This is a genomic window from Streptomyces sp. 5-10 (assembly GCF_014712245.1).
GTDB lineage: Bacteria > Actinomycetota > Actinomycetes > Streptomycetales > Streptomycetaceae > Streptomyces > Streptomyces violaceusniger.
This window is the reverse complement of the sequence record NZ_JACVYG010000032.1, coordinates 52,113-78,753: the sequence shown is the minus strand read 5'-3', so window position 1 is coordinate 78,753 and position 26,641 is coordinate 52,113. Positions and strand designations below refer to the sequence as shown.

Annotated in this window: 22 protein-coding genes; 9 read left to right on the top strand and 13 right to left on the bottom strand. The window is 71.2% G+C overall.

The genetic code is table 11. The annotated features are described in order from the left end of the window. Positions 1 to 121: 121 nt before the first annotated feature. The 4 genes from IEJ02_RS29870 to IEJ02_RS29855 are packed head-to-tail and all read right to left on the bottom strand — an operon-like array spanning position 122 to position 5,511. Entirely contained in the window at positions 122 to 1,504 is a 1,383-nt protein-coding gene (locus tag IEJ02_RS29870; RefSeq protein ID WP_317985948.1) for an AAA domain-containing protein, read from the bottom strand. Then, on the bottom strand, positions 1,504 to 3,183 hold the full coding sequence (locus IEJ02_RS29865) for a hypothetical protein (protein ID WP_191067668.1): 1,680 nt from the start codon (positions 3,181 to 3,183) through the stop codon (positions 1,504 to 1,506). Before IEJ02_RS29865 ends, IEJ02_RS29870 begins: the two co-directional genes overlap by 1 nt. Then, on the bottom strand, positions 3,174 to 4,454 hold the full coding sequence (locus IEJ02_RS29860) for a DUF2139 domain-containing protein (RefSeq protein WP_223864665.1): 1,281 nt from the start codon (positions 4,452 to 4,454) through the stop codon (positions 3,174 to 3,176). Before IEJ02_RS29860 ends, IEJ02_RS29865 begins: the two co-directional genes overlap by 10 nt. 31 nt (positions 4,455 to 4,485) lie before the next feature. After that, positions 4,486 to 5,511: a phosphatase PAP2 family protein gene (locus IEJ02_RS29855; protein ID WP_191067667.1), complete on the bottom strand. Its 1,026-nt coding sequence runs from the start codon at positions 5,509 to 5,511 to the stop codon at positions 4,486 to 4,488. 307 nt (positions 5,512 to 5,818) lie between these two features. Between IEJ02_RS29855 and IEJ02_RS29850 the strand changes: the two genes are divergently transcribed. After that, positions 5,819 to 6,412 (top strand): histidine phosphatase family protein, encoded by a 594-nt coding sequence (locus IEJ02_RS29850; protein ID WP_191067666.1) that lies wholly within the window; start codon positions 5,819 to 5,821, stop codon positions 6,410 to 6,412. A 57-nt stretch (positions 6,413 to 6,469) separates the two neighbouring features. On the opposite strand, the gene IEJ02_RS29845 is transcribed toward IEJ02_RS29850, so the two are convergent. Next, positions 6,470 to 7,888, bottom strand: coding sequence for an NsdA family TPR-like regulatory protein (locus tag IEJ02_RS29845; protein ID WP_191067665.1), 1,419 nt, complete (start codon positions 7,886 to 7,888; stop codon positions 6,470 to 6,472). 204 nt (positions 7,889 to 8,092) lie between these two features. Here IEJ02_RS29845 and IEJ02_RS29840 point away from each other — a divergent pair, with 204 nt between their 5' ends. Further along, on the top strand, positions 8,093 to 8,650 hold the full coding sequence (locus tag IEJ02_RS29840; protein WP_191067664.1) for a hypothetical protein: 558 nt from the start codon (positions 8,093 to 8,095) through the stop codon (positions 8,648 to 8,650). 39 nt (positions 8,651 to 8,689) lie between these two features. After that, complete coding sequence (locus tag IEJ02_RS29835; protein WP_191067663.1) at positions 8,690 to 9,580, top strand: spermidine synthase; 891 nt, start codon at positions 8,690 to 8,692, stop codon at positions 9,578 to 9,580. Positions 9,581 to 10,074: 494 nt separating this feature from the next. On the opposite strand, the gene IEJ02_RS29830 is transcribed toward IEJ02_RS29835, so the two are convergent. After that, positions 10,075 to 10,656 (bottom strand): hypothetical protein, encoded by a 582-nt coding sequence (locus IEJ02_RS29830; protein WP_191067662.1) that lies wholly within the window; start codon positions 10,654 to 10,656, stop codon positions 10,075 to 10,077. Between the two features lie 42 nt (positions 10,657 to 10,698). On the opposite strand from IEJ02_RS29830, the gene IEJ02_RS29825 reads away from it, so the two are divergent. The 3 genes from IEJ02_RS29825 to IEJ02_RS29815 all read left to right on the top strand — a co-directional run bounded on the left by IEJ02_RS29825 (position 10,699) and on the right by IEJ02_RS29815 (position 13,994). Then, positions 10,699 to 11,412: a response regulator transcription factor gene (locus tag IEJ02_RS29825; protein ID WP_191067661.1), complete on the top strand. Its 714-nt coding sequence runs from the start codon at positions 10,699 to 10,701 to the stop codon at positions 11,410 to 11,412. Next, on the top strand, positions 11,409 to 12,803 hold the full coding sequence (locus IEJ02_RS29820) for a sensor histidine kinase (RefSeq protein WP_191067660.1): 1,395 nt from the start codon (positions 11,409 to 11,411) through the stop codon (positions 12,801 to 12,803). The genes IEJ02_RS29825 and IEJ02_RS29820 overlap by 4 nt, the downstream gene beginning before the upstream one ends. A gap of 138 nt (positions 12,804 to 12,941) precedes the next feature. Continuing rightward, positions 12,942 to 13,994 carry a chitinase gene (locus IEJ02_RS29815; RefSeq protein ID WP_191067659.1) on the top strand — a complete coding sequence of 351 codons (1,053 nt, stop codon included), beginning with the start codon at positions 12,942 to 12,944 and terminating at the stop codon, positions 13,992 to 13,994. Between the two features lie 379 nt (positions 13,995 to 14,373). Here the strand turns inward: IEJ02_RS29815 and qcrB are convergent, their stop codons facing one another. The 5 genes from qcrB to IEJ02_RS29790 all read right to left on the bottom strand — a co-directional run bounded on the left by qcrB (position 14,374) and on the right by IEJ02_RS29790 (position 21,056). Then, positions 14,374 to 16,065: a cytochrome bc1 complex cytochrome b subunit gene (gene qcrB, locus IEJ02_RS29810; protein WP_191067658.1), complete on the bottom strand. Its 1,692-nt coding sequence runs from the start codon at positions 16,063 to 16,065 to the stop codon at positions 14,374 to 14,376. A 181-nt stretch (positions 16,066 to 16,246) separates the two neighbouring features. Next, complete coding sequence (locus tag IEJ02_RS29805; protein ID WP_191067657.1) at positions 16,247 to 17,653, bottom strand: GH1 family beta-glucosidase; 1,407 nt, start codon at positions 17,651 to 17,653, stop codon at positions 16,247 to 16,249. A 103-nt stretch (positions 17,654 to 17,756) separates the two neighbouring features. Next, complete coding sequence (locus IEJ02_RS29800) at positions 17,757 to 18,671, bottom strand: carbohydrate ABC transporter permease (RefSeq protein ID WP_191067656.1); 915 nt, start codon at positions 18,669 to 18,671, stop codon at positions 17,757 to 17,759. Between the two features lie 17 nt (positions 18,672 to 18,688). Then, positions 18,689 to 19,714, bottom strand: coding sequence for a carbohydrate ABC transporter permease (locus tag IEJ02_RS29795; protein ID WP_191067655.1), 1,026 nt, complete (start codon positions 19,712 to 19,714; stop codon positions 18,689 to 18,691). 7 nt (positions 19,715 to 19,721) lie between these two features. Beyond that, positions 19,722 to 21,056, bottom strand: a complete 1,335-nt coding sequence (locus tag IEJ02_RS29790) for an ABC transporter substrate-binding protein (RefSeq protein WP_191067654.1) — start codon at positions 21,054 to 21,056, stop codon at positions 19,722 to 19,724. Positions 21,057 to 21,336: 280 nt separating this feature from the next. Here IEJ02_RS29790 and IEJ02_RS29785 point away from each other — a divergent pair, with 280 nt between their 5' ends. Then, positions 21,337 to 22,383, top strand: a complete 1,047-nt coding sequence (locus tag IEJ02_RS29785; RefSeq protein ID WP_191067653.1) for a LacI family DNA-binding transcriptional regulator — start codon at positions 21,337 to 21,339, stop codon at positions 22,381 to 22,383. Between the two features lie 88 nt (positions 22,384 to 22,471). Here IEJ02_RS29785 and IEJ02_RS29780 read toward each other — a convergent pair whose 3' ends face one another. Beyond that, the gene (locus tag IEJ02_RS29780; RefSeq protein WP_191067652.1) at positions 22,472 to 22,744 is read right to left on the bottom strand and encodes a DUF397 domain-containing protein; all 273 of its coding nucleotides are present in this window, start codon (positions 22,742 to 22,744) and stop codon (positions 22,472 to 22,474) included. Between the two features lie 2 nt (positions 22,745 to 22,746). After that, positions 22,747 to 23,610 (bottom strand): helix-turn-helix domain-containing protein, encoded by an 864-nt coding sequence (locus IEJ02_RS29775; protein WP_191067651.1) that lies wholly within the window; start codon positions 23,608 to 23,610, stop codon positions 22,747 to 22,749. A 331-nt stretch (positions 23,611 to 23,941) separates the two neighbouring features. On the opposite strand from IEJ02_RS29775, the gene IEJ02_RS29770 reads away from it, so the two are divergent. Both IEJ02_RS29770 and IEJ02_RS29765 read left to right on the top strand, forming a co-directional pair. Next, entirely contained in the window at positions 23,942 to 24,421 is a 480-nt protein-coding gene (locus tag IEJ02_RS29770) for an ATP-binding protein (RefSeq protein ID WP_191067650.1), read from the top strand. A gap of 337 nt (positions 24,422 to 24,758) precedes the next feature. Then, positions 24,759 to 26,468 (top strand): hypothetical protein, encoded by a 1,710-nt coding sequence (locus IEJ02_RS29765; RefSeq protein WP_191067649.1) that lies wholly within the window; start codon positions 24,759 to 24,761, stop codon positions 26,466 to 26,468. Positions 26,469 to 26,641 lie beyond the last annotated feature (173 nt).

Sequence of the window (26,641 nt, the reverse complement as noted above, 5' to 3'; positions counted from 1 at the left end):
GCCGCCGACCTGGGGTCTCTCCCCACCCCACCGCCCCCTGAACCATGGCCGCACCGCTCAGCCGGTGACGCACCGTACGGCCACCGGAACGCGCCGCCCTTACGGTCGCCATGCCACCCGCTTACGGTCGCCATGCCACCCGGTGCTCGGACAGGTGCGCCAGCACCGCGTGATTGGCCTCCCAGCCATCGGGGAACTTCACCGTGACGCCCAGCTGCACCGGCTCCGTGGACGGGTGCTCGTCCAGCAGCTCGGCCACCCCCGCCCGGCACACCACCACACACGCCTGCCGGTGCCGCGACGCCAGCACGCACAGCCGCCCCGTCTCCAGGTGGAAGGCCGTGGCGTCCGGCCGCCCCGACAGCGGGTGCAGCACGACCGTGACCTCGAACTCACGCCCTTGGAGGCGATTGGCGGTGTCGACGGTGACGCCGGAGACCCCGAGGCCCGTCAGCGCCGCGCGGACCGCCGCCGCCTGGTCCCGGTGCGCGGTGCCCACCGCGATCCGGTCCGCGGCGACCGGCTGTGGCTCGTCGGACCGCTCGCTGACCGCCACCGCGCCCCGGTCCAGCAGCCGCCGCACCACCTGGGCCACGGCCGCCACCGCCTCCGGGTCGGTGCGCGGGGTGCGCCGGGCGGGCAGCTCCAGCAGCCCCCAGCCGGACGCGGCGGCCTCGTCCAGCACCCGGTCAGGGCCCGAACCGTCGGAGGCCACCCCGAAGCTCAGCCGCCGCTCGCCGTGGCCGGTGCCGCTGCGGAACGGCGTGTACGGGTAGAACGCGTGCGAGACCAGCGGCGCGGCCGAGGCCGGGAGCCGCCAGGAGACCGGCAGCCGGTGCTGCGGAAGCCGCGGATTGTGGGCCAGCAGGGTGGTGACCGCGCTCGCCGACGGGTCGTACGACAGCCCCGCCCACTGGTCGGCGCCCACCACGCTGAACGGGTCCAGCTGCCCGGGGTCGCCCACGAACAGCGCCCGCTCGAACAACCCGGCGACTGCCAGCAGCGCGTCGGAGCGCATCTGGTACGCCTCGTCCACGATCGCGTGCCGCCACGGCTCGACGTGTTTGATGTGCGCCCACTTCGCGGCCGTGGAGACCACGATGTCGAGCCCGGCGAGGTCGGCGATCTTCGCGGAGGTGCGGACCGACTCATGGCCGTCGAGCACCGGGTCGTACGGATGCGGATCGCTGCTGTGCAGCCGCCCCACCGGAAGATCGGGGTCCGCCGTGGCCAGCCGGTCCACCAGATCGTCCACCTGGGCGTTGGTCTGCGCGACCACCATCAGCGGCTGCCCGGCGGCGGCCAGCTCCCGCGCCGCCCGCACCACCAGCGTCGACTTGCCCGCACCGGGCGGGGAGTCCACGACGACGCCGCGGTCCGCTCCGTGCAGCGTGTCGTGCAGGATCGCCTCGGTGGCGCGCGCCGCGGCGGCCGACGGGTCGAACGGCTCGCCCGCGCGGGCACGGCCCGGGTGGGCCGCGGCGGCGGCCGGGTCCGCGCCGATCACAGATAGTCCTCCTCGGTCATCGGGTCGGGCTGGGCGCCCTGGGCCGGGGCGGCGGCGTCCGGCGGGCCGCCATGGGTCCATGGGGTGCTCTCCGGGTCGGGCAGTTCGGGGCCGCCGCGCGGGGCGTGCTCGAACAGCGTCCAGCACACCCGGTCGCCCTTCTCGGGCACCGTGCCCGGCTCGGGCTGCTTGCCTCGGCCCATCCCGCCGGTCAGCCGCACCACCAGCGCACGGCCCGGGCCGCCCGCATCGCCCGGGCCCTGCGCGACATCGGCTCCGTCGGTCTCATCGGAACCGTCGGACCCCTCGGACCCGTCGGTACCGTCCATGTCCGCGAAGCCGGCGAACTCCCCGCTCTGCGCCCTGCCGTCCTCCGTGACCCGGTGCAGCTTGACCCGCTCGGCCAGGTGCGGACGGTCCTCGGTGCGGATCGTGACCAGCGGGCGCGGGCGCGGCACCTTCGCGTCCGACCAGGCCATCTCCACGTCGATCACCTCGCCCGCGAACGCCTCACCGGCCAGCCGCCGCCCCGCCATGACCAGCGGATCGTCCAGCGCCTCATGGGCGTCCAGCTGGGCCTGCGCGGTCTCGCGCGCGGCGAGCTTCTGCGCCGCCGTCACCGCGTCGTCCAGCTTCGGCTGCGGCGGCTCCCCGGCCCGGACCCGGTCCCGGTGGCCGGTGTAGGACCAGCGGTCCCGCTTCCAGCGGTCGGCCACCCGCGCGCCCTCCGGGAGGGCGCGCAGCAGATCCACCCCGCGCCACAGCGCGTCCCAGGTGGGCCGCAGCTGCGACGCGATCAGCCCGCGCAGCTCCGCCTCGGCGAGCCGCAGCCGCGCCTCGCCCCCGGCCACGCCCTGCGACGCCTCGGCGCGCGCCGCGTCGTAGCGGGCCATCGCCGGGGCCAGCAGCTTGTTGTCGAAGGCGGGGTCGGTGGCCGGGCCGGCGGGCGGGCAGCGCAGCAGGCCGTCCTCGTCCCGCTCCGACTCGGCCCGCAGCGCCGCCTCCGCCCCCGGTACGCCCTCCGGGGGGTCGATCCAGGCCAGCAGCGAGCCCAGATGGTGATCCTCCAGATTGCTCTGCCCGGTCGCCCAGTGACGGCTCAGCAGCTCGGTGAGCGACAGCAGCAGACAGGAGCCGGGCACTCGCGCCCGCTCCCCGTAGTGGGTCAGCCAGCGGCCCAGCAGCGGTACCCGCGCGGGCGCCGGGAAGGGCGTCTCCGGGTCCTGCTCGGCGGTCCGCCGGAACCGCATCGACCGGCCCAGCAGCCGGACGAACGCCACGCCCGCGGCGCTGGGCACCAGCAGCTGCGGCGCGTCCTGACAGAGCTCGACCTGGACCGGCACCTTCTTTCCGGTCTCCGGATCGGTCTCCTTGCGCTCCTCCAGCTCGACCTCGTCCGCGTACGAGTCCAGATAGGGCTGGATCTCCTCCGCGAGCTCGGCGAGGAACGCGAACCTCAGGTCGCGGTCGCGCGGCTGGGCCACGATCAGCAGCCGGGGCGCGTCCCGGTCGGTGCCCACCAGCGCCCCGAGCGGCGCCCCCGCCTCACCGGCGGTGGTGAGCGGGACGAACGCCAGCGGGCGCTCCGACAGATGGCGGTGGCGCACGGTGGTCAGGGGCTGGGCCCGCCCCTCCCGGACCGCCTCCATCCGGGCCAGGGTGGTGATCAGCGACATGCCACCGCCTCCGGGCGGGACGCGAGCGCTTCGGCGCGCAGGGCCGCCGCGCGGCGCAGGGCGTCCACGGCGGGGTCACCGGTGGGCGCCTCGTCGGCGGGGCCGTTCATGGCGGCCGTAAGGACGGCGTCCACGGTGGTGAGCCCGCCCAGCTCGCCCCGGATGCCACGGCCCAGCGCCTCGACCCGTCCCGCCGCGCGGGACCGCGCCCGGCAGTGGGCGGCCAGCTCGCACGTGGACAGGCACTCGGGGGCGTACGCCGCGTCCACCGCGTCCACGGCGGCCGTGAGCTCCTCGACCGGCCGGGTCGGGACGCGGCCGTCGTCGGTGAGCCGGAGGTCGAAGGTGGTGCCCTCGGGGAGGGCGGCGGCGATCTCCTCGATCCGGGTCAGCCGGTCCAGCTGCCGCCGGGTGGCCGCCAGCTGCTTGCGCACGTCGACCAGTTCGGCGGTCGGCAGGTTGGAGAAGTCCTTGGGGCAGACGAGCAGCACCTGATGTCGCACCCGGGCCCGCACGGAAGCGGCCTCCGCCGGGGTCACCGAGCCCTCCCGCGCCGCCGCTTCGGCCGGGTCCGCCGAGGTTGCTGCCTCCTTCGTCCCAGCCGGGGCCGCCGCGTCCGCCGTCATCGCCGCGCTCGCCGTCTCCGCCACATCCACGGCCTCCACCGCTTCCGCGGTGTCGCCGCCGCCCTCCGGCGGCCGGCCGATCATCGACGCCACCCGCTCCAGCGCCAGCGTGTAGACCGCCGACTGCCGGGCGGCCGCGCCCACCTTGGCCGGGTCGGCGGAGCCGTCGATCATGGGGAAGGACTTGATCTCGACAACCGTCCACGACCCGTCGGGGTGCACCACGACCGCGTCCGGCTCCAGGAAGGCGGGCGAGCCCGCGACGTCCAGGCTCACCATCGGGTGGTCCAGCAGCGCCCAGCGCCCCGCCTCCGTGGCCTCCCGCAGCGCGAGCGCCGTACGGGCCGTGCGGCCCTGCGGTCCGGGCGCGGTCAGATCGGGGGTCGCGACGGCGCCGGGGCCGGGCGGCTCCGAGCCGTCGCGCAGCCGCTCGTGCAGCAGCCGGACCAGGTCCGCGCCGCCGTCGGCCTTGACCCGGGCCTCGAAGGAGTTGCCGCGCTGATGCGCGAACTGCGACTGCCCGAAGTTCGCGGGAGCCCCCAGGGCCTGCGCCAGCGCGCCCTTGTCGACCCCGGCCCCGTCCAGCAGCGCGCGGCGGCGGCAGCCCGGGTTGGCGGCCAGCGCCGCCAGCGCTCGGGCGTCCATCGGACGGGGAGCGGTGGCCGGGCCGCGCAGCTCAGCGAGCCGCTGCCGGAGCCCCGTCGCCTGCCGCGGGGGCCGCGCCGCCCGTGGCCGTGGCGCCCCGGCCGCCGGTACCGGCACCGGCTCCCCGGCCGCCGTCGTCCGCGGCACCGTCGGTGCGTTGCCTGTCCGCGCCCCTGCCCTGCTGTCGGGGGATCCGTTCCCGTTCACGCGCCGAAGTCTCGCACTTGTCACCGACATTCGCGGGCACACCCGCGTATCGGGAGGCGACGGAGGCCTCCTGGGCCGGGCGCAGGCGGGTGCGCAGGGCGTCCGTGAGCCGCAGCGCCGGGCCCGCAAGCAGCGCCCCGAGCCCCATGGTGGCGGCGCCGGCGGCCGCGTCCAGGAAGTAGTGGTTGGCGGTGCCCATCACCACGAGCGTGATCACCAGCGGATAGGCGACCGCGACGACCTTGGTCCACACCGCGTGTCCGTGCCGCCACAGGGCGACGCCGCACCACAGCGCCCATCCCACATGGAGGCTGGGCATCGCCGCGTACTGGTTGGTCAGCCCGCCGAGCCCGCGCGGCGCGCTGGCGTCGCCGCCCCACCAGCCGTACGAGCCGTACTGCGCCATGGTGTCCACGAAGCCGTGGCTGGCCTCCAGGAGCCGCGGCGGACACGTCGGCAGCAGGGTGAAGCCGATGAGGCCGATGACCGTGGAGACCAGCAGCCAGGTGCGCAGAAAGCGGTAGTCCGACGCCTTACGGCGCTTCCACAGCCACATCAGGATAGCCGGGGTGAGGACGTAGTGCAGCGAGGCGTAGGCGAAGTCCGCCGGTATGCCTATGACCGCGTGAGTTGTGAAGAGGTCGTTCAGCGGCGACTCGAAGTCGATGTTCAGGCGCTGTTCGAAATGGAGGATCGCCAGACCGTGATCGACGGCGGTGGACACATCGCCGCGGGCCAGGAGCCGACCGGCCGAGTACGCGGCGTACACCACCGCTATGAGCGGCAGTTCGGTCCACCAACGGGGCCGACTGCCCTGTGCTGCTCCGGCACGGGGCACGGTATGGGGCATTCGGACGCTCTCCAAAGTTCAGGCGGCCAGAAAAAGGCGCGCGGTCAACCGTACGGTGTAGGCGAAGCGACCTACGCACCGCCCCCGTCCGCGAGCGCGCCCACTGTTGGAACCCCCTGGCGGACGCGCGCAGCCTGGAAGACGCCAGGAGTGACCCGGAGGTTGCCTGCCGATCACGTGCGCGATGATGGAGGGATGGCGATCGGCCATGTGCCGGTCCCGCGATGTGCACGAAACCGCAGGCAGCGACGTGTAACGGCGCACGGCGGCGCGGCGGTGCGGATCCGGTGAAAGAAGGCACTACCCCATGGCCCCACGCATCCTCCTGGCCCGGCACGGACAGACGCGGTGGTCGCTGACCGGGAAGCACACCGGCCGTACGGACATCCCGCTGCTGGACGAGGGGCGGCGCGGCGCCAAACTGCTCGGCGAGCGGCTGCGCCACGGCCCCTGGGCGGGCCTCCCGGACGCCGAGGTGCGCACCAGCCCCCTGTCGCGGGCGAAGGAGACCTGCGCGCTGGCGGGCTTCGGCGACCGGGCGCGGGAGTGGGACGCGCTCCTGGAGTGGGACTACGGCGCGTACGAGGGGATGACGCCCGCCGAGATCAAGGCCGCCCGGCCGGGCTGGCTCATCTGGCGCGACGGGGTGCCCGAGGGCGAGTCGATCGCCTCGATCGCGGCGCGGGCCGACGAGGTCGTGGAGTGGGCGCGCTCGGCCGACCGCGATGTGCTGGTCTTCGCGCACGGCCACATCCTGCGGACGCTGGGCGCGCGTTGGCTCGGCCATGACGTCTCCTTCGCCGCCCGTATCCGGCTCGATCCCACGTCTCTGTCGGTGCTCGGCTGGGCGTACGGCGAGCCCGCCATCGAGCGCTGGAACGACACCGGCCATCTCGACTGAACCGGCCACTCAACCGGCCACCCGACCGGCCATCCCGACCGAGGGCCCGAACCGGCGTCAGACCGGGCTGGGGCGGGCGGTCGGCTCTGGGCGCGCGGCTGTCTCGGGGCGGGCGGCGGCCGTCTCATAGCGGGCGAGGAAGTCCGCGACCGCCGCATCGCGACCGTAAGGACGCAGTATCCGGGCCGTGTCGGCGAGCATCCGGCGGATCCGCGACGACTTCACCTGGTCCAGCAGCCCGAGCGCCCGGCCGGCCGAGGCGGCGGCCGCGTCCGGCGCGCCGCCCGCCACCAGATCGCTCGCCAGCTCGGTGGTGAACAGCGCGATGTTGCGGGTGAAGTGGGGGTTCTGGAGGGCCACCGCGCGCCGCGCGTGCTCCACGGCGCGCTTCCAGTCGCCGAGCGCCGACCAGCACTGCGCCTCCAGCCCCTCCAGTTCGGCCTCCCCGAAGAAGCTCATCCACTCGGGGTCGGCGTCGCAGGGTCCGCGCCCGAACAGCGTCCGGGCGCGCAGCAGCGCCCGCTCACAGCCGCCCCGGTCGGTCAGCCAGGCGAGCCCCCCGGCCTCGCGCAGCGCGAGCAGCGACAGCAGCCGTGGCGAGGCGAGCCGCTCGGCGACCCGCTGTGCCGCCTGCGCCGCCCTTACGGCCTCGCGGGGGTGTCCGGCGTCGCGGGCGAGGAAGGCGGTGTTGCAGAACGCGTGCGCCTCCAGGGCGGCGTCGCCGGAGACCCGCGCGGTGGCCAGGGCCTCGGCGTAGTGGGACCGCGCGTCGGACAGCCGCCCGGAGTCATGGGCCAGCCAGCCCACCGAGATGGCCAGTTCGCCCGCGCCCGCGAAGAGCCGCTCGGCGATCGAGCGGTTGTAGCCGCCCGCGTCGAGCAGCGCGTAGGCGGCGCTCAGCGGTTTGGCGGTGTGTGCGTAGAGGGGGTCGGCGCCGTGCCGGTCGTCCAGCACCCGGATCCGCCGTACGGCCTCCTCCACGGCGGCGGCCTCGGCCTCGCCCACCCGGCGCCCCGCCCGCCGGGGCGGCGTCCCGGCCCGGGGCGCGGCGGCCACGGCGGCGGCCGCCGCCCCACCGGCCATGAACGAGCGGCGCAGCAGTTCGCTCTCCTCGAAGACGTCGACTGACCCCTTGCCCGGGGGCTCGCAGGGCCCGGGGCGCGGGCCGGGGACGGGAGGGCCCGCTGGGCCGCGCGCCTGGTGGCCGCGCACCGACTCACGGGAGGCGAAGCCGAGATCCGTAAGGGTGCGGCCGGGGAACATATGGCGGAAGACCCGCTCGTACGCGTAGTTGGGGCAGCGGATCGCCCCCGACTCGACACGGCCGATATAGCGGGCGTCGCAGGAGACCTGCTCGCCGATCTCACGGGCCGCGCGGCGCACGGACGCCGCGAACTCGGAGGGCGAGAGCTGTCCGCGCAGTCGGCGGAACGCGGTGTTCGGCCGGGGCGGCGAGGGCTCTGGAAGCGGCGTCATCTCAGCCTCTCCCTTGGTGATGCCAGGTGGGCGGGGGAGAACCGTACCGGCTGTGAGATCCACGACACTCGGAGATTTCCGGCAAAGGTGACGTCTCGCCCGCGATCTGCCATGAACTGCCATCCTTTACGGCGGCATTCAGCCGTAGCCGTTGACACCGCCGCGCGTTGAACCAGGTGCTACCCGATGAAGAGGGAGGCCGGAGTGGATACCAGCCGCTCACGGACGACTGCCCAGCACCCCCAGCGCCAGGACTGCGACCTCGTCACCGTGCCCGCCCGCCAGGGGCTGGAGGCCGTGGACATCCTGCGTCGTGCGTGCGATGGCCTCGGCCCCGTCCTGCACGACAACGCCTGCGACACCCTCGGCTTCCTGGTCCCGCCCGGCACGGCGGACGGCTGGGACCTGCCGGGCTCGGCCTGTACGCAGACCTCCGGGCGTGGGATCCGGATAAATATCGGCTCCGGCACCGGCACCCCCGCCGAGGCCGGAGACACCCGAACCGGAGACTCCGCATGCGGAGATCCCCCATCCGGAGACGGCGAATCCGGAGACGCCGCATCCGGAGACGCCGCATCCGCGGACAGCGGATCCGGAAACGGCGCGTCCGGCGCGGCCGGGGACGAGGCGCTGCCGGGCATCGGCACCGGCTGGCTGGTGCCGCCCGACGCGGCGTACACGGTCGCCACCGACCCCGCCGAGCTCCGGGCGGCGCTCGGTGAGGCGGCCCGCACGATCGAGGCCGTCGACCGCTGCCAGTGAGTCCGGGGGCTGTCAGTGGCCGGCCCCATACTGGGACACATGGCGAAAGGCACGAACAAGCGAGCCGCGCGCGGGCGCGGAGCGGCGCGGGGGCGTAGCTCCGAGCCGGTCACCGCATCCGTCGACGGGGGGCTCGCCGAGCTCGTGCCGGACCGGGACCGGCCGCGCGGCTGGACGCTGCTGCTCGACGGCAAGCCGCAGTCGCATGTGGACCTCGACGACCCCGCGTATCTCGACTTCGAGTACCAGCGCAGATTCGGCCATGTCGCCGATCTCGCCGCCCCTCCCGGCCGTCCGCTGCACGTGGTCCATCTGGGCGGCGGCGCCTTCACCCTCGCCCGCTACATAGCGGCCACCCGCCCCCGCTCCACCCAGCAGATCATCGAGATCGACGCCCCGCTCGTCCAGTTCGTCCGGCGTGAGCTGCCGCTGGACCCCGGTGACCGGATACGGGTGCGCGGCGCCGACGCCCGGGCCGGGCTCGCCAAGGTGCCCGACGGCTGGGCGGATCTGATCATCGCGGATGTCTTCAGCGGGGCCCGTACGCCCGCCCACCTGACCAGTGCGGAATTCCTCGCCGAGGTGCGCCGCGCCCTGCGCCCGGACGGGTGCTACGCCGCGAATCTCGCCGACGGCCCGCCGCTGGCCCATCTGAAGGCCCAGATCGCCACCGCCCGCGCCGCGTTCGCCGAGGTGTGTCTGACCGCCGACCCCGCCCTGCTGCGCGGCCGCCGCTTCGGCAACGCCGTGCTGCTGGCCGCCGACCGCGAGCTGCCGCTGGCCGAGCTCACCCGCCGCGCCGCGGGCGATCCCCACCCCGCCCGGGTCGAACACGGCCGTGCGCTCGCGGACTTCACCGGAGGCGCCGCCCCGGTCACCGACGCGACCGCCGCCCCCTCCCCGGCCCCGCCGCCCGCCGTCTTCGCCTGACCGGAGACCGGCACCTGGTCCCCACCCCGCCCCTTCCCGACACCTGACGATATGCGGCTCCGCCGCGTGCGGGCCTCCGCCCCAGACCCCGAACTGGGCCTCCGCCCCGGGCCCCGGGTGGGGGCTCTGGCCCAGTCCCCGGGTGGGGGCTCCGCCCCAGATCCCGGGCCGGGNCGCCCCAGACCCCGAACTGGGCCTCCGCCCCGGGCCCCGGGTGGGGGCTCTGGCCCAGTCCCCGGGTGGGGGCTCCGCCCCAGATCCCGGGCCGGGGCTTCGCCCCTTCCCGCGGCATCGATATGCGGCTCCGCCGCGTGGTGGGGCTCCGCCCCAGCCGGGGGCCCGGGGGGCGGAGCCCCTGGTAGCGGGAAGGCTACGGTTCGGCAGCGCCCCGAAGGGGCGCGGGGCTGTGTCGATGTGCGGCTCCGCCGCGTGGGACCAGCCACGACGGCGCCGCAGACGGCCGACGACGCATCGCAGCACTTCCAGCGGAGCGCTCAGTGCTCGTCGATGCGGACCTGGGGCGGGCCGTCGTGCCAGGTGCAGAAGATGGTGGTGGTGTCGGCCCCGGAGACGAAGTCCACCCGGATCCACTCGCTCTGTTTCCACACCTGCATCTGCCATCCGCCGTCCGGTGTGGCCGAGACCAGATCCGCCGATGCCGCCCGGATGTCGAAGACCGCCCGGCCGCCCTTGGCCGGATAGCTGCGCACCTCCCCGCTCTCCTCCGGCCGCGCCGACTCCGGCCGGGACGGCGTCTGCGTCGGCTTCCGGGTGGGCCCGGCCGAACCGGACCCCTTGTCCTCGTCCCCGCCGGACCCCGCGTCCGCCCCCGAAGGCGAAGACGAGGGCGAGGACGGCGAGGAGGGTGAAGTGGCAGAGGGCGAGGGCGGTTTGGGCCGATGCGTCGAGGAGGACCAGGCCCCGTTCGCCGACCCGGAGCCGTCCGCGATCGGCAGCGCGCGCGGCGGATCGTAGGCCGTACCGGTCAGCACCGTCCGCACGCCGTACCACGACAGCGTGACCGCGGCGCCGGTCGCCAGCACCCAGGCCAGACATTGGACCAGACCTCTTTGCATCTTCCTCATCTTGCCTCACCCGAATGGCGTACGGTGCCGCTCATGGCAAGTGTGCTTGTGGTCGAGGACGACCAGTTCGTGCGCTCAGCCCTCATACGGCAGTTGACCGAGGCGTCCCATACCGTGCGCAGTGTCGGCACCGCCCTGGAGGCGTTGCGCGAGGTGGCGCAGATCGGATTCGACGTCGTCATCCTGGACCTCGGCCTGCCCGATCTGGACGGGGCGGAGGCGCTCAAGATGCTGCGCGGCATCACCGATGTGCCGGTCATCGTGGCCACCGCCCGTGACGACGAGGGCGAGATCGTCCGGCTGCTCAACGACGGCGCCGACGACTACCTGGTCAAACCGTTCTCCGTGGCCCATCTCTCCGCCCGGATGACCGCCGTGCTGCGCCGTGCGCGCGGGGGCGGGGCGGGCGAGCCGGGCGGCGCGGCGGCGCCTCCGGCGGTGCTCCGGGTCGGCGGTCTCGCCGTCGATCCGCTGCGCCGCCAGGCCCAGTTGGACGGAACGGCGCTCGATCTGACCCGGCGGGAGTTCGACCTGCTGGCCTATCTCGCCGGGCGGCCCGGCGTCGTGGTGCCGCGCCGGGAACTCCTCGCCGAGGTCTGGCGGCAGGCGTACGGGGACGACCAGACCATAGACGTCCATCTGTCCTGGCTGCGCCGCAAACTGGGCGAGACCGCCGCCCGGCCGCGCTACCTCCACACGCTGCGCGGGGTCGGCGTCAAACTGGAGCCTCCGGCGGAGCACACGTGAGATGGGCCCTGGTCAAGGTCTGCCTGGCGGTCACGGCGATGGTCGTGGTCGCCTTCGCCGTACCGCTCGGACTCGTCGTCAAGGAACTGGCCCGGGACCGGGCGTTCGCCGACGCCGAGCGGCAGGCCGCCACCATCGGCCCGGCGCTGGCCATCACCACCGAGCGGGCGCGGCTCCAGCGCGCGGTCGCCAGCACCCAGGCGGGCGGGGACGGCCGGATGGCGGTGCACGTCCCCGATGAGCCGGGGGAGCGGGGAAGCGGCTACGACCTGGGCAAGAGCCGTGCGCCCAAGGGCGAGCTGGCCACCGCGCGGCGGCTCGGCCGCGCCTCGGTGTCCGACACCCCCGGGGGCTACGCGCTGCTCCAGCCGACCGCGCTGGGCAGCGGTCAGGTCGCGGTCGTGGAGGTGTACGTCCCGCGTGGCGTGGTCACCAGCGGGGTCACCACGTCGTGGCTGGTGCTCGCGGGCGTCGGCCTCGCGCTGATCGTCGGCGCCGTGGCCATCGCCGACCGGCTCGGCACCCGGCTGGTGCGCCCCGCCGGGCGGCTCGCCGAGGCCGCGCACGACCTGGGCCGGGGCGAGCTCGGGGTGCGCGTCCCGGAGGACGGCCCGGCCGAACTCCGGGCGGCCGCCGCCGCGTTCAACTCCATGGCCGACCAGGTGGTCCAGCTCCTGGCCAGCGAGCGCGAGCTGGCCGCCGACCTCTCCCACCGGCTCCGCACCCCGCTCACCGTGCTGCGCCTCAACGCCGCCTCACTGGGCGAGGGACCGGCGGCCGACCAGACCCGCGCCGCCGTCGCCCAGCTGGAGGGCGAGGTCGACCAGATCATCCGCACCGCGCGCCAGCAGAAGACCCACACCCCCTCCGGCTGTGACGCCTCCGAGGTGATCCGGGACCGGATGGAGTTCTGGTCCGCGCTCGCCGAGGACGAGGACCGTACGGTGCGCCTGGCCGGGGTCGACCGCACCGTAAGGGTGCCGGTCGCCCGTCCCGAACTGGGCGCCGCGCTGGACGCCCTGCTCGGCAACGTGTTCCGGCACACCCCCGAGGGCACGGCGCTCGCGGTCGACGTGCACACCGGCGAGGACAGCGTGATCATCCTGGTCTCCGACGCGGGCCCCGGCATCGCCGACCCCGACGCGGCGCTCCGCCGGGGCCACGGCGACGGCGGCCCCGGCTCGACCGGCCTCGGCCTGGACATCGTGCGCCGGGTCGCGGAGTCCACGGGCGGCGATCTGCGGATCGGGCGGTCCGTGCTGGGCGGCACCGAGGTACGGGTGTGGCTCTCGCTGAACGGCGCCGGCTCCGCCGACTCGGGGCAGCGGCGGCGCGGCCGTAAGAAGCGGACCCGGGGCCGCGGCAGGCCCAAGGAGCCCGCGGAGCATTAATCGCCGCCGATGGGTTCCTTAAGGCAGCCATAAGATCCATGGCCCGTGCACGGATCCTGCCGTTTGTCCGACTTCCCCTCGCTAGCGTGTCGCCCGCACCATCACCCCCCACACCCGTACAGCGAAGGCAGGCACCTGATGAGCAGCACGCACCGTCGCAAGACGAGCCGGACCACCAAGGTGATCGGCGCGACCGCCGCCGCCGTCGTGGCCGGCGGCACGGCGTTCGCGCTCAGCGGGGCGGCGAACGCGGGAACCGTCTCCGAGAAGACCTCCGCCTCCGAGAAGCCCGCCGCGGCGGCGGGCGGCTTCGCCCCGTACATCGACACCTCGCTCTACCCCGCCTACGACATGGTGGGCACCGCCGACAAGACCGGCGTCAAGGAGTTCAACCTCGCCTTCATCACCTCCGGCGGCGGCTGTACCCCCAAGTGGGGCGGCGTCACCGAGGTCGGTGACAACGAGGTGGCCAAGCAGACCGAGCAGCTGCGCGCGAAGGGCGGCGACGTCCGGGTCTCCTTCGGCGGCGCCTCCGGCTCCGAGCTGGGCCTGGCCTGCACCTCGGCGGACGAGCTCGCGGCGGCCTACGGCAAGGTCGTGGACGCCCTCAAGCTCACCAAGGTCGACTTCGACATCGAGGGCAGCGCGCTCCCGAACAAGGAGGCCAACACCCGCCGCGCCCAGGCGATAGCCAAGCTCCAGCAGGAGCACGCGGACCTGGACGTCTCCTTCACCCTGCCGGTGCTCCCGACCGGCCTCACCCAGGACGGCGTCGACCTCGTCGCCGACGCCAAGAAGAACGGCGTGAAGGTCTCCGCCGTCAACATCATGGCGATGGACTACGGCGCGTCTTTCGACGGCGACATGGGCCAGTACGCCATCGACGCCGCCACCGCGACCCAGGGCCAGATCAAGGACGCGCTCGGGCTGAGCGACGACGAGGCGTGGAAGACCGTCGCGGTCACCCCGATGATCGGCGTCAACGACGTCAAGAACGAGATATTCAAGGTCGACGACGCCTCCCAGCTGGTGGAGTTCGCCAAGTCCAAGGGGCTGGCCTGGCTGTCGATGTGGTCCGCGACCCGCGACAAGCAGTGCCCCAGCCCGCAGGACACCGCGTCGCCGACCTGCAGCTCGATCGACCAGGAAGAGCTCGCGTTCACCAAGGCCTTCGGCGCCTTCAACGGCTGACGCCCACGACAGCTGAGTCGGCGTAGCCGCCGCACAAGCCCCACATCACCACCCCCCACGGAAACCCCCCACACGGCGGGGCGCGGCCGGAATTCCCCCACCCACCGCGCCCCGCCGTTTCCGCGTTCTGGCGCCCTGCGGCGCGTCCGGCGGGCCATGCGGCGGAGCCGCATATCGACGCTTTCCCTCCCCGCCCCTTCCCGCAACTGGGGCTCCGCCCCAGACCCCGTGCCGCGGCTCCGCCGCGTGGTGGGGCTCCGCTGCGTGGTGGGGCTCCGCCCTCCAAACCCCGGGGTCCAGGGGCACAGCCCCTGGTTCGGGAAGGGGCAGGGAGGGGAAAGCAGCCCGCCGCAGGCGTACGCGTACCGTCGGAGAACACCTACGGCCGCTGTGGTTCCTCCGCCCGCACCTCCTCCTCGCGCTCCTCGTGCTCCTCGTGCTCCGCCACCTGCTCCTTCGTGAGCTTGGCGACCTGGCCGTCGCGACCGAAGTAGCTCCGGGACAGCGAGACGCGCAGCCGCTCCTTGAAAGGGAGCTTCCGGGCGACCCCGGCCTCGTCGACCGACGGCGGCAGCTCCAGCGGCAGATACTGCTCATACGCGGTCAGCGTGTACTTCTCACCCTGCGAGAGCGGCTCGTGCACCTCCATGTACTCGCCGTGCGGCAGCCGCTGGATGATGCCGGTCTCGCGGCCGTGCAGCAGCTTCTGCCGGTCCTTGTGCTGGAGGCCGAGACAGATCCGCTTGGTGATGATGAAGACCACGACCGGTGCCACGAAGAAGGCGATCCGGCAGGTCCAGGTGATCGCGTTGATCGACAGATGGAAGTGGGTGGCGATGAGGTCATTGCCGCCGCCCGCCAGCAGAACCGCGTAGAGGGCGATCCAGGCGGCGCCGAAGGCGGTGCGGGTCGGGGCATTGCGTGGGCGCTCATTGAAATGGTGCTCGCGTCTGTCCCCGGTGATCCATGCCTCCAGGAACGGATAGGACCAGATGACCAGCAGCACCGTGGGGAAGACCAGGAAGGGGATCAGCACCCCGAGCACCAGGGTGTGACCCCAGAGATTGATCTCCCAGCCGGGCATCAGCCGGATCAGCCCTTCGGAATAGCCCATGTACCAGTCGGGCTGGGCGTCGGTGGAGACCTGGTCGGGCCGGTAGGGGCCATAGGCCCACACCGGATTGATCTGGGCGATGGCCGACATCAGGGTGGTGACGCCGAAGACCAGGAAGAAGAATCCGCCGGACTTGGCCACATAGACCGGCCACAGGGGCGGCCCCACGATATTCATGTTCTTCGCGCCGGGCCCCGGGTGATGTGTGTGCTTGTGGTAGACGAGCAGGATCATATGGAGCGCCAGCAGCCCGAGCATGATGCCCGGAATCAGCAGCACGTGCACGGTGAACAGCCGTGGCACGATCGAATCACCCGGGAATTGGCCGCCGAAGAAGAAGAACGACAAATAGGTGCCGACGATCGGGATCGACAGGATCGCGCCCTCCATGAAGCGCAGACCGGTGCCGGACAGCAGATCGTCGGGCAGCGAATAGCCCATGAAGCCGTCGAACATCCCGAGAATCAGCAGACCGGCGCCGGAGAGCCAGTTGATCTCGCGCGGTTTGCGGAAGACGCCGTTGAAGAACGTCCGCATCATATGGACGATCATGCTGGCGATGAAGACGATGGCCGCCCAGTGGTGCACCTGCCGCATCAGCAGTCCGCCGCGCACATCGAAGCTGATGTTCAGCGTGGACTCATACGCCTGCGACATGCGGATGCCGCTCAGCGGCGTCCACCGGCCGGCGTAGACCACCTCGTTCATCGCCGGTTTGAAGAACAGGGTCAGATAGACCCCGGTCAGAATGATGATGACGAAGGTATAGAGGGCGATCTCACCGATCAGGAACGACCAGTGGTCGGGGAAGACCTTGCGCAGATTGGCCTTGGCCATCTTGAACAGGCCCACCCGGCCGTCGAACCAGTCGGCGACGGCCTCGCCTTTTCCGGTGGGCGCGCGCCGACCGGATGGCTCATCGCGGAACCTCTGCCGGCGCTCCGGAAATGCTCTCATGTCTCAATGGGTTTACCAGGCATTCTCACGCGGTGACGGCGCCCTTCCGCCGGGTGGATCAGGGCGTAACCCCATTGAAGGAAGAACGCCCCGGCCCGCTTGCGCCCGTACACACACTCCCACCGCGATCCGCGGCGCCGCCCGCCCCCCAGCGGGCGGCGCCGCGGACGCGGGCCCCCGGTCAGGACGCCGGAAGCTCTCCGGTGCGGGCCACCCGGGCGTACCAGCGGGCGCTGGACTTCGGTACCCGGGCCTGCGTCGGGTAGTCGACGTAGACCGCGCCGAAGCGCTTGCTGTAGCCGTACGCCCATTCGAAGTTGTCCATCAGCGACCACAGGAAGTAGCCGCGCAGATCGGCGCCGTCCGCGATGGCCTGGTGGGCCACGGCCAGATGGGCCTGGAGGTAGTCGATCCGCCGCGGGTCGTGGACCGCGCCCTCCGCGTCCGGCTTGTCGTCGAACGCGGCGCCGTTCTCGGTGATGTACAGCGGCACGCCCGGCGCCTCACGGCTGTAGCGCATCAGCAGGTCGTGCAGCCCGGTCGGGTCGATCGTCCAGCCCATCTCGGTGCGCTCGCCCGGGGTCTGGTGGAACGCCACCCGCTCCGAGCCCGGCCACGGGGAGTGGTCGCTGGCGCCGTGGCCGTCGTGGCGGGCGGGCGAGCCGTCGTTGTCGGTGGCGGCTGATACCAATGACGGTGTGTAGTAGTTGATGCCCAGCGCGTCCAGGGGGTGCTTGATGACGGCCAGATCGCCATCGCGGACGAACGACCAGTCGGTGATCGAGGCGGTGTCCTTGATCAGGTCGCTGGGGTACGCACCGCGCAGCAGCGGCCCGGTGAAGACGCGATTGGCCAGCGCGTCGATACGCCGCTGAGCGTCCAGGTCCTCGGGCTTGTCGCTGAGCGGCCGGACCACGGCCGGGTTGAGGCTGATGGCGAGCTGGGCGCGGGCGGGGAGCGCGGCGCGCAGCGCCTGGGCGCCGAGGCCGTGGGCGAGGTTCAGATGGTGGGCGGCGCGCAGCGGGGCCAGCCGCTCGGTGCGGCCCGGGGCGTGCACCCCCGAGCCATAGCCCAGGAAGGCGCTGCACCACGGCTCGTTGAGGGTGGTCCAGAACTCGACGCGGTCGCCCAGCGCCTCCGCCACGATGCCCGCGTACTCGGCGAACCGCTCGGCGGTCTCGCGCTCCGGCCACCCGCCCGCGTTCTCCAGCTCCTGGGGCAGGTCCCAGTGGTAGAGGGTGACCACCGGCTGGATGCCCGCGCCCAGCAGCTCGTCCACCAGCGAGCGGTAGAAGTCAAGACCGCGCTGCACGGCCGGCCCCCGGCCGGTCGGCTGGACCCGGGACCAGGACACCGAGAAGCGGTACGCCCCCAGGTTCAGCTCGGCCATCAGCCGGACGTCCTCGCGGAAGCGGTGGTAGTGGTCCACGGCCACATCACCGGTGTCGCCGGCGAGCACCTTGCCGGGGGTGTGGCTGAAGGTGTCCCAGATGGAGGGGGTGCGGCCGTCCTCCTGGGCGGCGCCCTCGACCTGATAGGCGGCCGAGGCCGCGCCCCACAGGAATCCGGGCGGGAAGGTAAGAGTCATGGAAGCGCTCCCATTCGAGGTCGTGGGGAGTTCGAGGTCGTGGGGAGGGGGAAACGGGGAGGGGGGAAAGGGGAGGGAGGACGGAGTGGTGGTCGCGGACCGCTCAGCCCTTGACCGCGCCCTGCATGATTCCCCCCACAATCTGCTTGCCGAAGAGGACGAAGGCGATCAGCAGCGGCAGGGTGCCCAGCAGCGCCCCCGCCATGATCAGTGATTGATCCGGGGTGTACCCACGGCTCAGACCGGTCAATGCCACCTGCATGGTCGGGTTGCCGTTCTGCGTGAGCGCGATGAACGGCCAGAAGAAGTCATTCCACGATTGGACGAAGGTGAGCATCCCCAGCACCGCCATCGCCGGACGCGCCGCCGGGAAGACGACGTGCCAGATGATCCGCAAGCTGCTCGCGCCGTCCATCCGCGCCGCCTCGATCAGCTCGGTCGGCAGCGCCTGGGAGAGGTACTGCCGCATGAAGAAGACCCCGAAGGCGCTGACGAGCGTCGGCACGATGACCGCCTGGAGCTGGTCGGTCCACTCCAGCTTGGCCACCATCATGTACAGCGGCACGACGCTGAGCTGGGGCGGCACCATCATGGTCCCGATGGTGAGCATCAGCAGGACGTTCTTGAAGCGGAAGCGCAGCTTGGCGAAGGCGAAGCCCGCGACGGTCGAGAACAGCACCGTCGACGCCGCCACCGTGCCCGCCACCACCGTCGTGTTCAGCAGCGCGGTGCCCATGTTGGCGCCGTTCCACGCCTTGTCCAGGTTGTTGAAGAGGTTGCCGCCGAACCACAGGGGAGGGGGCGTCTGGGCCAGCCGGGTGTTGGTGCGGGAGGCGGCGATGGCGGTCCACACCAGCGGGAAGAGCGAGCCGATGGTGAACAGGATCAGCACGGCGTAGGTGATCTTGCCGCCGTGCAGCTGCCTGCCCGCTCGGCCGCGGCCCTTACCGCCCCGCGGAGTGGCGGGCGCGGGAGCCGCCGGACCGCGTGTCGGCCGGGAAGAGACAGTGGCGCTCATGGTTCTCCTCGTCTCCCTCACTGGCTCTTTCGCAGCCGTCGCGCGAACAGCGCGTTGGCCGCGGCGATCAGCAGCAGGATCAGGAACATCGTCCAGGCGATGGCGGAGGCCCGGCCGAGGTGCAGGTTCACCCAGCCCTGCTCGTACATGTACAGGCCGAGCGTCTGGTACTGGTGATCGGCGCCGCCGGTGGCCGTCCCCGCGGAGTTGAACAGCAGCGGCTCACCGAAGAGCTGGGTGGCCCCGATCGTGGAGACGACGACCGTGAAGAGGATGGTGGGCCGCAGCGACGGGACGGTGACGTGCAGGAACTGCTTCCAGCGCGAGGCCCCGTCCAGCGCCGCCGACTCATACAGATCGTTCGGCACGGCCTGCATGGCGGCCAGGTAGATCAGCGCGTTGTAGCCGGTCCACCGCCAGATGACGATCGTGGAGACCGCGATCTGCGAGGTCCAGGTGCCGCTCTGCCAGTCGATGCCGTCCAGTCCGACCAGCCCCAGGGCCCAGTTGACCATGCCGTAGTCACGCCCGAAGAGCAGCGCGAACACCAGAGTGGCGGCGGCGACGGAGGTGGCGTACGGGGTGAGGATCGCCACCCGGAAGAACATCGAGGCACGCAGCCGGTAGTTGAGCAGATGCGCGATCCCGAGGGCCATCAGCAGCTGGGGAACGGTGGAGATCACCCCGATGGTGAAGGTGTTCCGCAGCGCTTTCCAGAAGAACTCGTCTTCCCACAGCCTGGAGTAGTTGTGCCATCCCGCCCACTCCATATGGGTGGGGTCGGTGAGCTCCACTTGGTGCAGCGAGGCCCATCCCGTGTAGAGCAGGGGGAAGAGGCCGAAGGCGGCGAAGAAGATGAAGAAGGGGGCGACGAAGGCGTACGGGCTCCATCGCACGTCCCAGCGGTAGCGGCGGCTGCGCCGGTCGTGGCGCCGCTGCTCGGCCGGGTCGGGCGCCGGCGCGGTCGCGGCGCGCGGGGCCGCGCCCCCCTGCCCTGCGGGGGGCGCGGCCGTATCAGGGGTGAAACCGGAAGGTGCGGTCATGTCCGGGTCACTGGTCCAGCGCGTTGTCGTTCGTCTTGATCGCGGCCTTCCAGCCTTCATCGGCGGACTTGCCCTGCTGCTCGACCTGGAGCAGGCCGACATCGGTGAAGTTCTGCTTGATGACGGCGTCCTTCGGGCCCAGGACCTGCGTCGGGCTGTCCTTCGCGGCCTTGGAGAAGATCTTGCCGATGGGCGCGTTGTCGAAGTACGGGAGCTTGGCGTCGGCCACCTGGGGCAGGTCGTACGCGGTCTGGGCGCTGGGGAAGCTCGCCTGCTTCTCGAAGAGCTTGGCCTGCTGCTCGGGCGCGGTCAGCCAGGTGGCGAGCTTGACCGCCTCGTCCTTGTTCTTCGCCGCCTGCGGCACCGAGAGGAAGGAGCCGCCCCAGTTGGCGGGCTTGGGGGCGGCGGCGACGTCCCACTTGCCCTTGTACTTGTCCCCGGCGTACTCCTTGATCTGGCCGAGCATCCAGGCCGGGCAGGAGACGGTGGCGAACTTGCCGTTGGCGAGCGCCTGCTGCCAGGGCTTGGTGAACTCCTGGAGCCCGGCGGAGAGTTTGGACGCGGACGCGTCGGTCGCCAGCTTCCACGCCTTCTTCACGGCCGGGCTGTCCTTGTAGATGGGCTTCCCGCTCTTGTCGTAGTAGACCTCCGAGCCGCCGGAGACCGCCGCGTTGAACAGTCCGCCGGCCGAGTCCAGGAACGCGGCTCCGCCCGGCGCCTTCTTCGCGTAGTCCTTGCCGGCGTCGAGGTACTTCTCCCAGTCGCCCGCCCAGAGCTTGGAGACCGCGTCACGGTCGGCCGGGAGCCCGGCCTGCTGGAAGAGGTCCTTGCGGTAGCAGATCGCCATCGGGCCCACGTCCGTGCCGAGGCCGATCGTCTTGCCGTCCTCGGCGGTGGCCTGCGCCCATTTCCAGTCGAGGAAGTTCTCCTTCTTGACGCCGTCCGCCTTCGAAAGATCAACGAACTTGTCGGCCTGGGTGGTGGTGACCTCATTGATGTTGCCCACCTCGACCGCCTGGATGTCGGCGAGCCCGCTGCCCGAGCCGAGATGGGTGAGCAACTGCGGGTAGTAGTTCGAGGCCGGGTCGATCACATTCTCTTCGATCTTGATATTCGGGTGCAGCTTTGTGTACTCGTCATAGAGCCCGGCCTGTTTGAAACCCATGACGCCGTACGTGCCGACGGTCACCACCGTCTTGCCCTTGCTGTCGCCGCCGCCGGACGAGCCGCCGGATCCGTCCTCGCCGTCATCGGCGCAACCGCTGAGCAGCCCGGCTCCTAAAGCGGCGACGGCCGCGAGGACCACGGCTCTGCCGCGGTGACTACCAGTGTTCCTGCGCATTCCGTCCTCCTAGCGCCCCGCCCAACGGCTTCCGGCCAAAAAGTAGTGATACATGGCTCTTTGAGATGCATCGAGTCGGGTGGGCATCGTGCGGGTTGTGTATGACTCGGGTACGGTGGGAGCGCTCCCAGCTGTGATGTGTTGAAGGGTCGCGGCTCCCCGCTGGGGTGTCAAGGGAGTGCGCGAAACAACTTCCCGAAACCACACTGCTGTTGAATGTCCCCGCAGCCGCCCATTTGGGGGGTTGGAGCTGCTGGGTACGGACGGCTGGAGGCGCGATATGGCAGGAACGCGGCGGCATGGCGCGGGGCGGGGACGGCCGACCCTCGAGGAGGTGGCGGCCCGCGCCGGAGTCGGCCGCGGCACCGTGTCCCGGGTGATCAACGGTTCGCCCCGGGTCAGCGACCGCACCCGAACGGCCGTGGAGCAGGCCGTCGCCGAACTCGGCTATGTGCCGAACCGGGTGGCCCGCGCCCTCGCCGCCAACCGTGCCGACGCCGTCGCCCTGGTCATCCCCGAGCCCGAGACCCGGGTCTTCGCCGAACCGTACTTCTCCGACATCATCCGCGGTGTCGGCGCCGAGCTCGCCGACACCGACCTCCAGCTGCTGCTCACCCTCATCCGCACCCCCAAGGAGCGGCAGCGGCTCGCGGACTACCTCTCCGCGCACCGGGTCGACGGGGTGCTGCTGGTCTCCGTCCACGCGGACGACCCGCTGCCGGACCTGCTGGAGCGGATCGAGATGCCCGCGGTGCTCAGCGGCCGCCGTTCGGCGCATGAATCCGTCCCGTACGTCGACTCGGACAACACCGGCGGCGCCCAGTCCGCCGTGGAGCACCTCATCGGCCGTGGCCGCGAGACGGTCGCCACCATCACCGGACCGCTGGACATGTATGTCGCGCAGTGCCGCCTGGAGGGCTACGGCGCCGCGGTCCGCGCGGCGGGCCGGGAGGTGGAGGCGGAGCTGGTGGCGTCCGCGGACTTCACCGAGGAGGGCGGCCGCCGGGCGATGCGGCAACTGCTCAGCCAGCGCCCGGACCTGGACGGGGTCTTCGCCGCCTCGGACGTGATGGCCGCGGGCGCCCGTCAGGTGCTGCGCGAGCACGGGCGCCGCGTCCCGGACGATGTGGCGCTGGTCGGCTTCGAGGACTCGGCCGTCGCCCGCCATATGGACCCTCCGCTCACGAGCGTCCGGCAGGCCACGGAGGAGATGGGCCGGGCGATGGTCCGGGTGCTGCTGGAGGAGATCGATGGGCGCTCGGACCGCACCGCCAAGCGGCCGCAGATGGTGCTGCCGACGCAGTTGGTGCGGAGGGAGTCGTCCTGAGGCATTAATGGGTGCGGGGCCGGTGGTCGCGAAGAGCGTCCACCGGCCCCGTTGTCTGCGGGCGCGGGCGCGCTCGCGTGGCGTGCGGCTACTCGATGGGGCGGCCGAGCCGCCCGGTACGGACGCCGCTCACGAACGCGGCCCACGCGGCGGGGGGTATGAGGAGGGCGGGGCCGGTCTTGTCCTTTGAGTCACGGACGCCGACGGCGGTGGTCAGGTTTGCGATCTCGACGCAGGCGCTCGGGTCTTGGCCGCTGTAGGACGATTTGGACCAGGTGAGGTTTGCGACCTCCACGCAAGCGCCTGCCTCCTGCGTGCTGTAGGAAGACTTGAACCAGGTGGCTTCTTTGAGGACGTTCATGACTAGACCAACTCTCGTGCTAGTTCTTTGAGGAAACGAGGAGTTTCTGTCGGAGACAGGGCGCCCTCGCGCATGGCGTCGAAGCGGCGGTTGTACTTCCACACCTCGCTTTGCTTGTCAGTGAAGCTCATGCTGCTGTATTCGAGTCCGACAACCGAGTCCACACCACCGTCGAAGTCAAGGACGATGAAATTGTCGGTTGCCCGGTACGTGGCCAGGGACAGCGGCAGGACTTGGACAGTTACGTTGTCGAGCTTGCAGAGTTCGGCGATGGTCTTGTACTGCTCCCGCATGACCTCTGGGCCACCGACGACGCGGCGAAGTGCTGACTCATCGAGAATGACCCGGAGTTCTACAGGGTTCTCTTCCCTCGTGATGATCTCGTTTCGCTCCATGCGTACACGCGTGTTGTGTTCCACGAACTCCGTCGTCGTCTCGTCAACAGGCTTGGCGGTCATGAACAGGGCCCGTGTGTAGCTTTCGGCCTGTAGCAGCCCGAAGACGACGTTCGACTGCCAAGAACGCATCGCACGAGCGTCCATCTCCAGCCCGACGTACGTGTGCAAGCCCGATGGCATCACGCTGCGGTACGGCCTCCACCAGTCACTCGTGAGCGACTCGCGATGGAGCGTCAGCAAGGATTCGCGGTCATCGATGTCGGTGACACCGTAGCGGTCGAGCAGCTTTTCCATGTCCGCTACCCGCGGCAGCCCGTTGATGCCTGTCTCCACCCGGCTGAGCTTGGCGTCGGAGAACCCGAGCCCTGCGGCTGCCTCCAGGATGGTGAGGCCGGTCTTCTCGCGTAGGCGGCGAAGCTCTTTGCCGAGTTCCCGGCGGCGGAACGTAGCACCTCGTCGTGCTGCCATCTCTGTTCCCTCCACGTGCCCCTGTACGGCCTCGGCACGTTGCCGTACCGAGTCTCCCATCTCCTGTTCTGGTGGCAACAGCCTCTGTTGGAGCAGAGGCATGTGCCATTTTCACCATAGCGGCAGTTTCACTTGCAGATACCTGTGTAGGTACAGAACAGTAGATGAGTCACCGAGGGCCGGGTTGGGGCGGCGGCGGGAACCAGCCGATCTCTGCGCCCCCGAAAAACCCATCTGCCCAGCAACTTCTCAGTGATGGAAGGCAGTTACATGGCCGCTGTCATTACCGAGCTGAACCGCATGTACGTTTCTGTCGCCGCCAATCCGAAAAATGTTCGAGAGTACTTCTCTGGGGCAACGAGCGGGAGCCATCGTTGGGAGCGACGTGCTGAGCGCGAACGAGCCCCCGGCTCCCCATGCCATTGGAGCCCCTGGCTATAGCCAGACGCTCCCCTGCGAAGAGGGGTCGGCAGTTCGCGCCCGTCAACTTGTCAACGCGGCCTTGAGTACCTGGGGGCTCTGCCATCTCGTCGACCCTGGGATATTGATCATCTCGGAACTCGTTTCCAATGCGGTGCGGCACAGTGGACGTGACTTCTTGCGCGTCATCGTGGTCCGCTCGGAAGGCGACCGGGTGCGGCTCGCCGTCAGCGATAAGTCCCGTTCCAAGCCGATCCCGCAGCGGCCGGACGGCGACATGGAGACTGGCCGGGGACTCCTCATCATCGAAGCCGTCGCGCACGAATGGGGCGTGGACTACCGCCGCTGGGGCAAGGTCGTGTGGGTCGATCTGCTCGCCGAAGGGGCGTAATACGTCGGCACGCCCGGCTTCCAGCGCATCAGGTAAGCCGTCGCTGCTCCGGCGTGCTCAAGGCTACGACCACTGATTGACCGCACCGGCCGTGGCACCACGCTCCGATCCGCATTCCCCGCGACACGAGTGATTCCGGCCAGGTGGGCCCAGATCCGTCACGTAGTCAATCTGAGCGCCGGGTCGGCAGTTGCTGAGCCAATTGTTGACCACGACCGGGTCGGTGTGTCCCTCATCAGGGTGAACGGTGCCGGTTTTCGGAATTCGCCGTGTGTTGGGAATGCATGATCGATGGCGGTAAATAGGTTCGCGCTCCGAGGGAGAGAGGTGGAGGTCGGTGGCGCGTCAGCGCAGGAAGCGTGTGTTGCGCGCGATCGCGCCTCCGTTCACCGTGGCCGCACCCTCGGGTGCTCGGATTCGGGACCGGTTGCGTGTCGATGTCGCGGACGAGCAGGTCCTCACCTTGGTCGGGCAGCACCTCGGCCGTCATCAGCGGGCGGATCTCGCTGAGCGCGTGGCGGTCGGCCTGGTGCCGGTGAAGGACAACCGGCGGGCCGAGCGGAAGAAGAAGCTGACGGCGGTGTCGTCGTCACGCTGGGCGGGGGCGATGACCCGTGTCAGCGAGGACCAGTACCAGCTCAGCATGCGTTGCCTGTACGACGAGCGAGCCGGGTTGCGCCGCGCCATCGGACAGATCGCCCTTCGCCTCGCCGTGCCGTGCGGGGAGCGCAAGGGCAAAGTGCGCGGTTACCAGGACCGGGGCGAACGCTTCCAGAAACAGCGCCGCCTCCAAGCGCTCAAGGCCCGTCTTGCCATGGTGGAACAACGCATCGCCACGGAGCGGCCGTCCGTGGTCGTGGGCGGGCGTCGCCTGGCGAAGATACGGCACAACCTGGCCGACGCCCGGCTCACGGCCGGGGAGTGGCGTAAGCGGTGGGATGCGGTCCGGCTGTTCCTCACTGCGGACGGTGAATCCGGGGCCCCGCACGGGAACTACACCATCACGGTGGATCCGGCGGACGGCAGCGTGACGATCGTTCTGCCCGAGCCGCTCAGGCATCTGGCGAACGCGCCACGTGGCCGCTACCGGCTGGCCTGCGCTGTCAGTTTCCACCACCGCAGGGCGGAGTGGCTGGACCGCGTGACCGCGCATCAGGCGGTCCGCTACGACATCGTGCGCGACCCGGTGCGTGGCCGCTGGTATCTCGACGCCTCGTGGTCGGCGACGAAGGCCATATTGCCGTCGCCGCAGGAGATCCGCGCGGCAGGCGGGCGCATGCTCGCAGTCGACATGAACGCCGACCACCTCGCAGCGTGTGTGCTCGACCCGCACGGCAACCCTGTCGGCGACCCTGTCACGTTGCCGCTGGAGCTGACCGGTGACGTTTCCCGTCGGGACGGAAAACTGCGGGCCGCTGTCACCTCGCTAATCAAGATCGCCAGGTTGCGTGGCTGTGCCGGGATTGTGGTTGAGAACCTGGGCTTCACCGACGCCCGGCACACAGGCCGGGAGACGATGGGATGCGGCGGGCGCGGCAAGGCGTTCCGCCGTGCGGTGGCCGGTATTCCCACCGCCAAGTTCCGGGAACGGCTTCGCGGTATGGCCTGTCACCAGGGGCTGGTCGTGGTCGCTGTGGACCCGGCCTACACCTCCCGCTGGGGTGCCCAGCACTGGCGAGCCCCCCTCGACGATCAATCGACAACCACAGTCACCCGGCATCACGCGGCCGCGGTGGCGATCGGCAGACGCGGCCTGGGACAACGGATCCGGCGTCGGCCAGGTGTGACCGCTTCCGACCCGAGGATCGGGCAGCGGAGAGCTACCGGCCAGACCGTATCCGCGCCCAGGTCGTGTGGGACCACGAGCTCCCCCAGGACCACAGGCACGCCCCACGAGGGCGGCAAGACCTGTTGGAGCCGAAGTGACCAGCTCGTGCTGTCCCCCGCACCCAGGACCGTTCGGGGTGCACCGGGCGTCAGACCCCTCCCGCCTGGCCCGGAACGCGTTGATCCGGCCGACACTGGCCAACAACGCCAGGAATGGTAGGCGTTCTTCAGCAGCTCCTGGTATTGGACCGAGAGCCAGTGGCCCCACAGATGACCGGCTCTTCTACCGAGACCGGGCTCGTGCCTGGTTGTGGGTGGGGGCCACGCTGTGCAAGGACGGCAACCCCGACGAGACCGCTCGTGTCATGCGACCCGCGAGTTCGAGGACCTGTC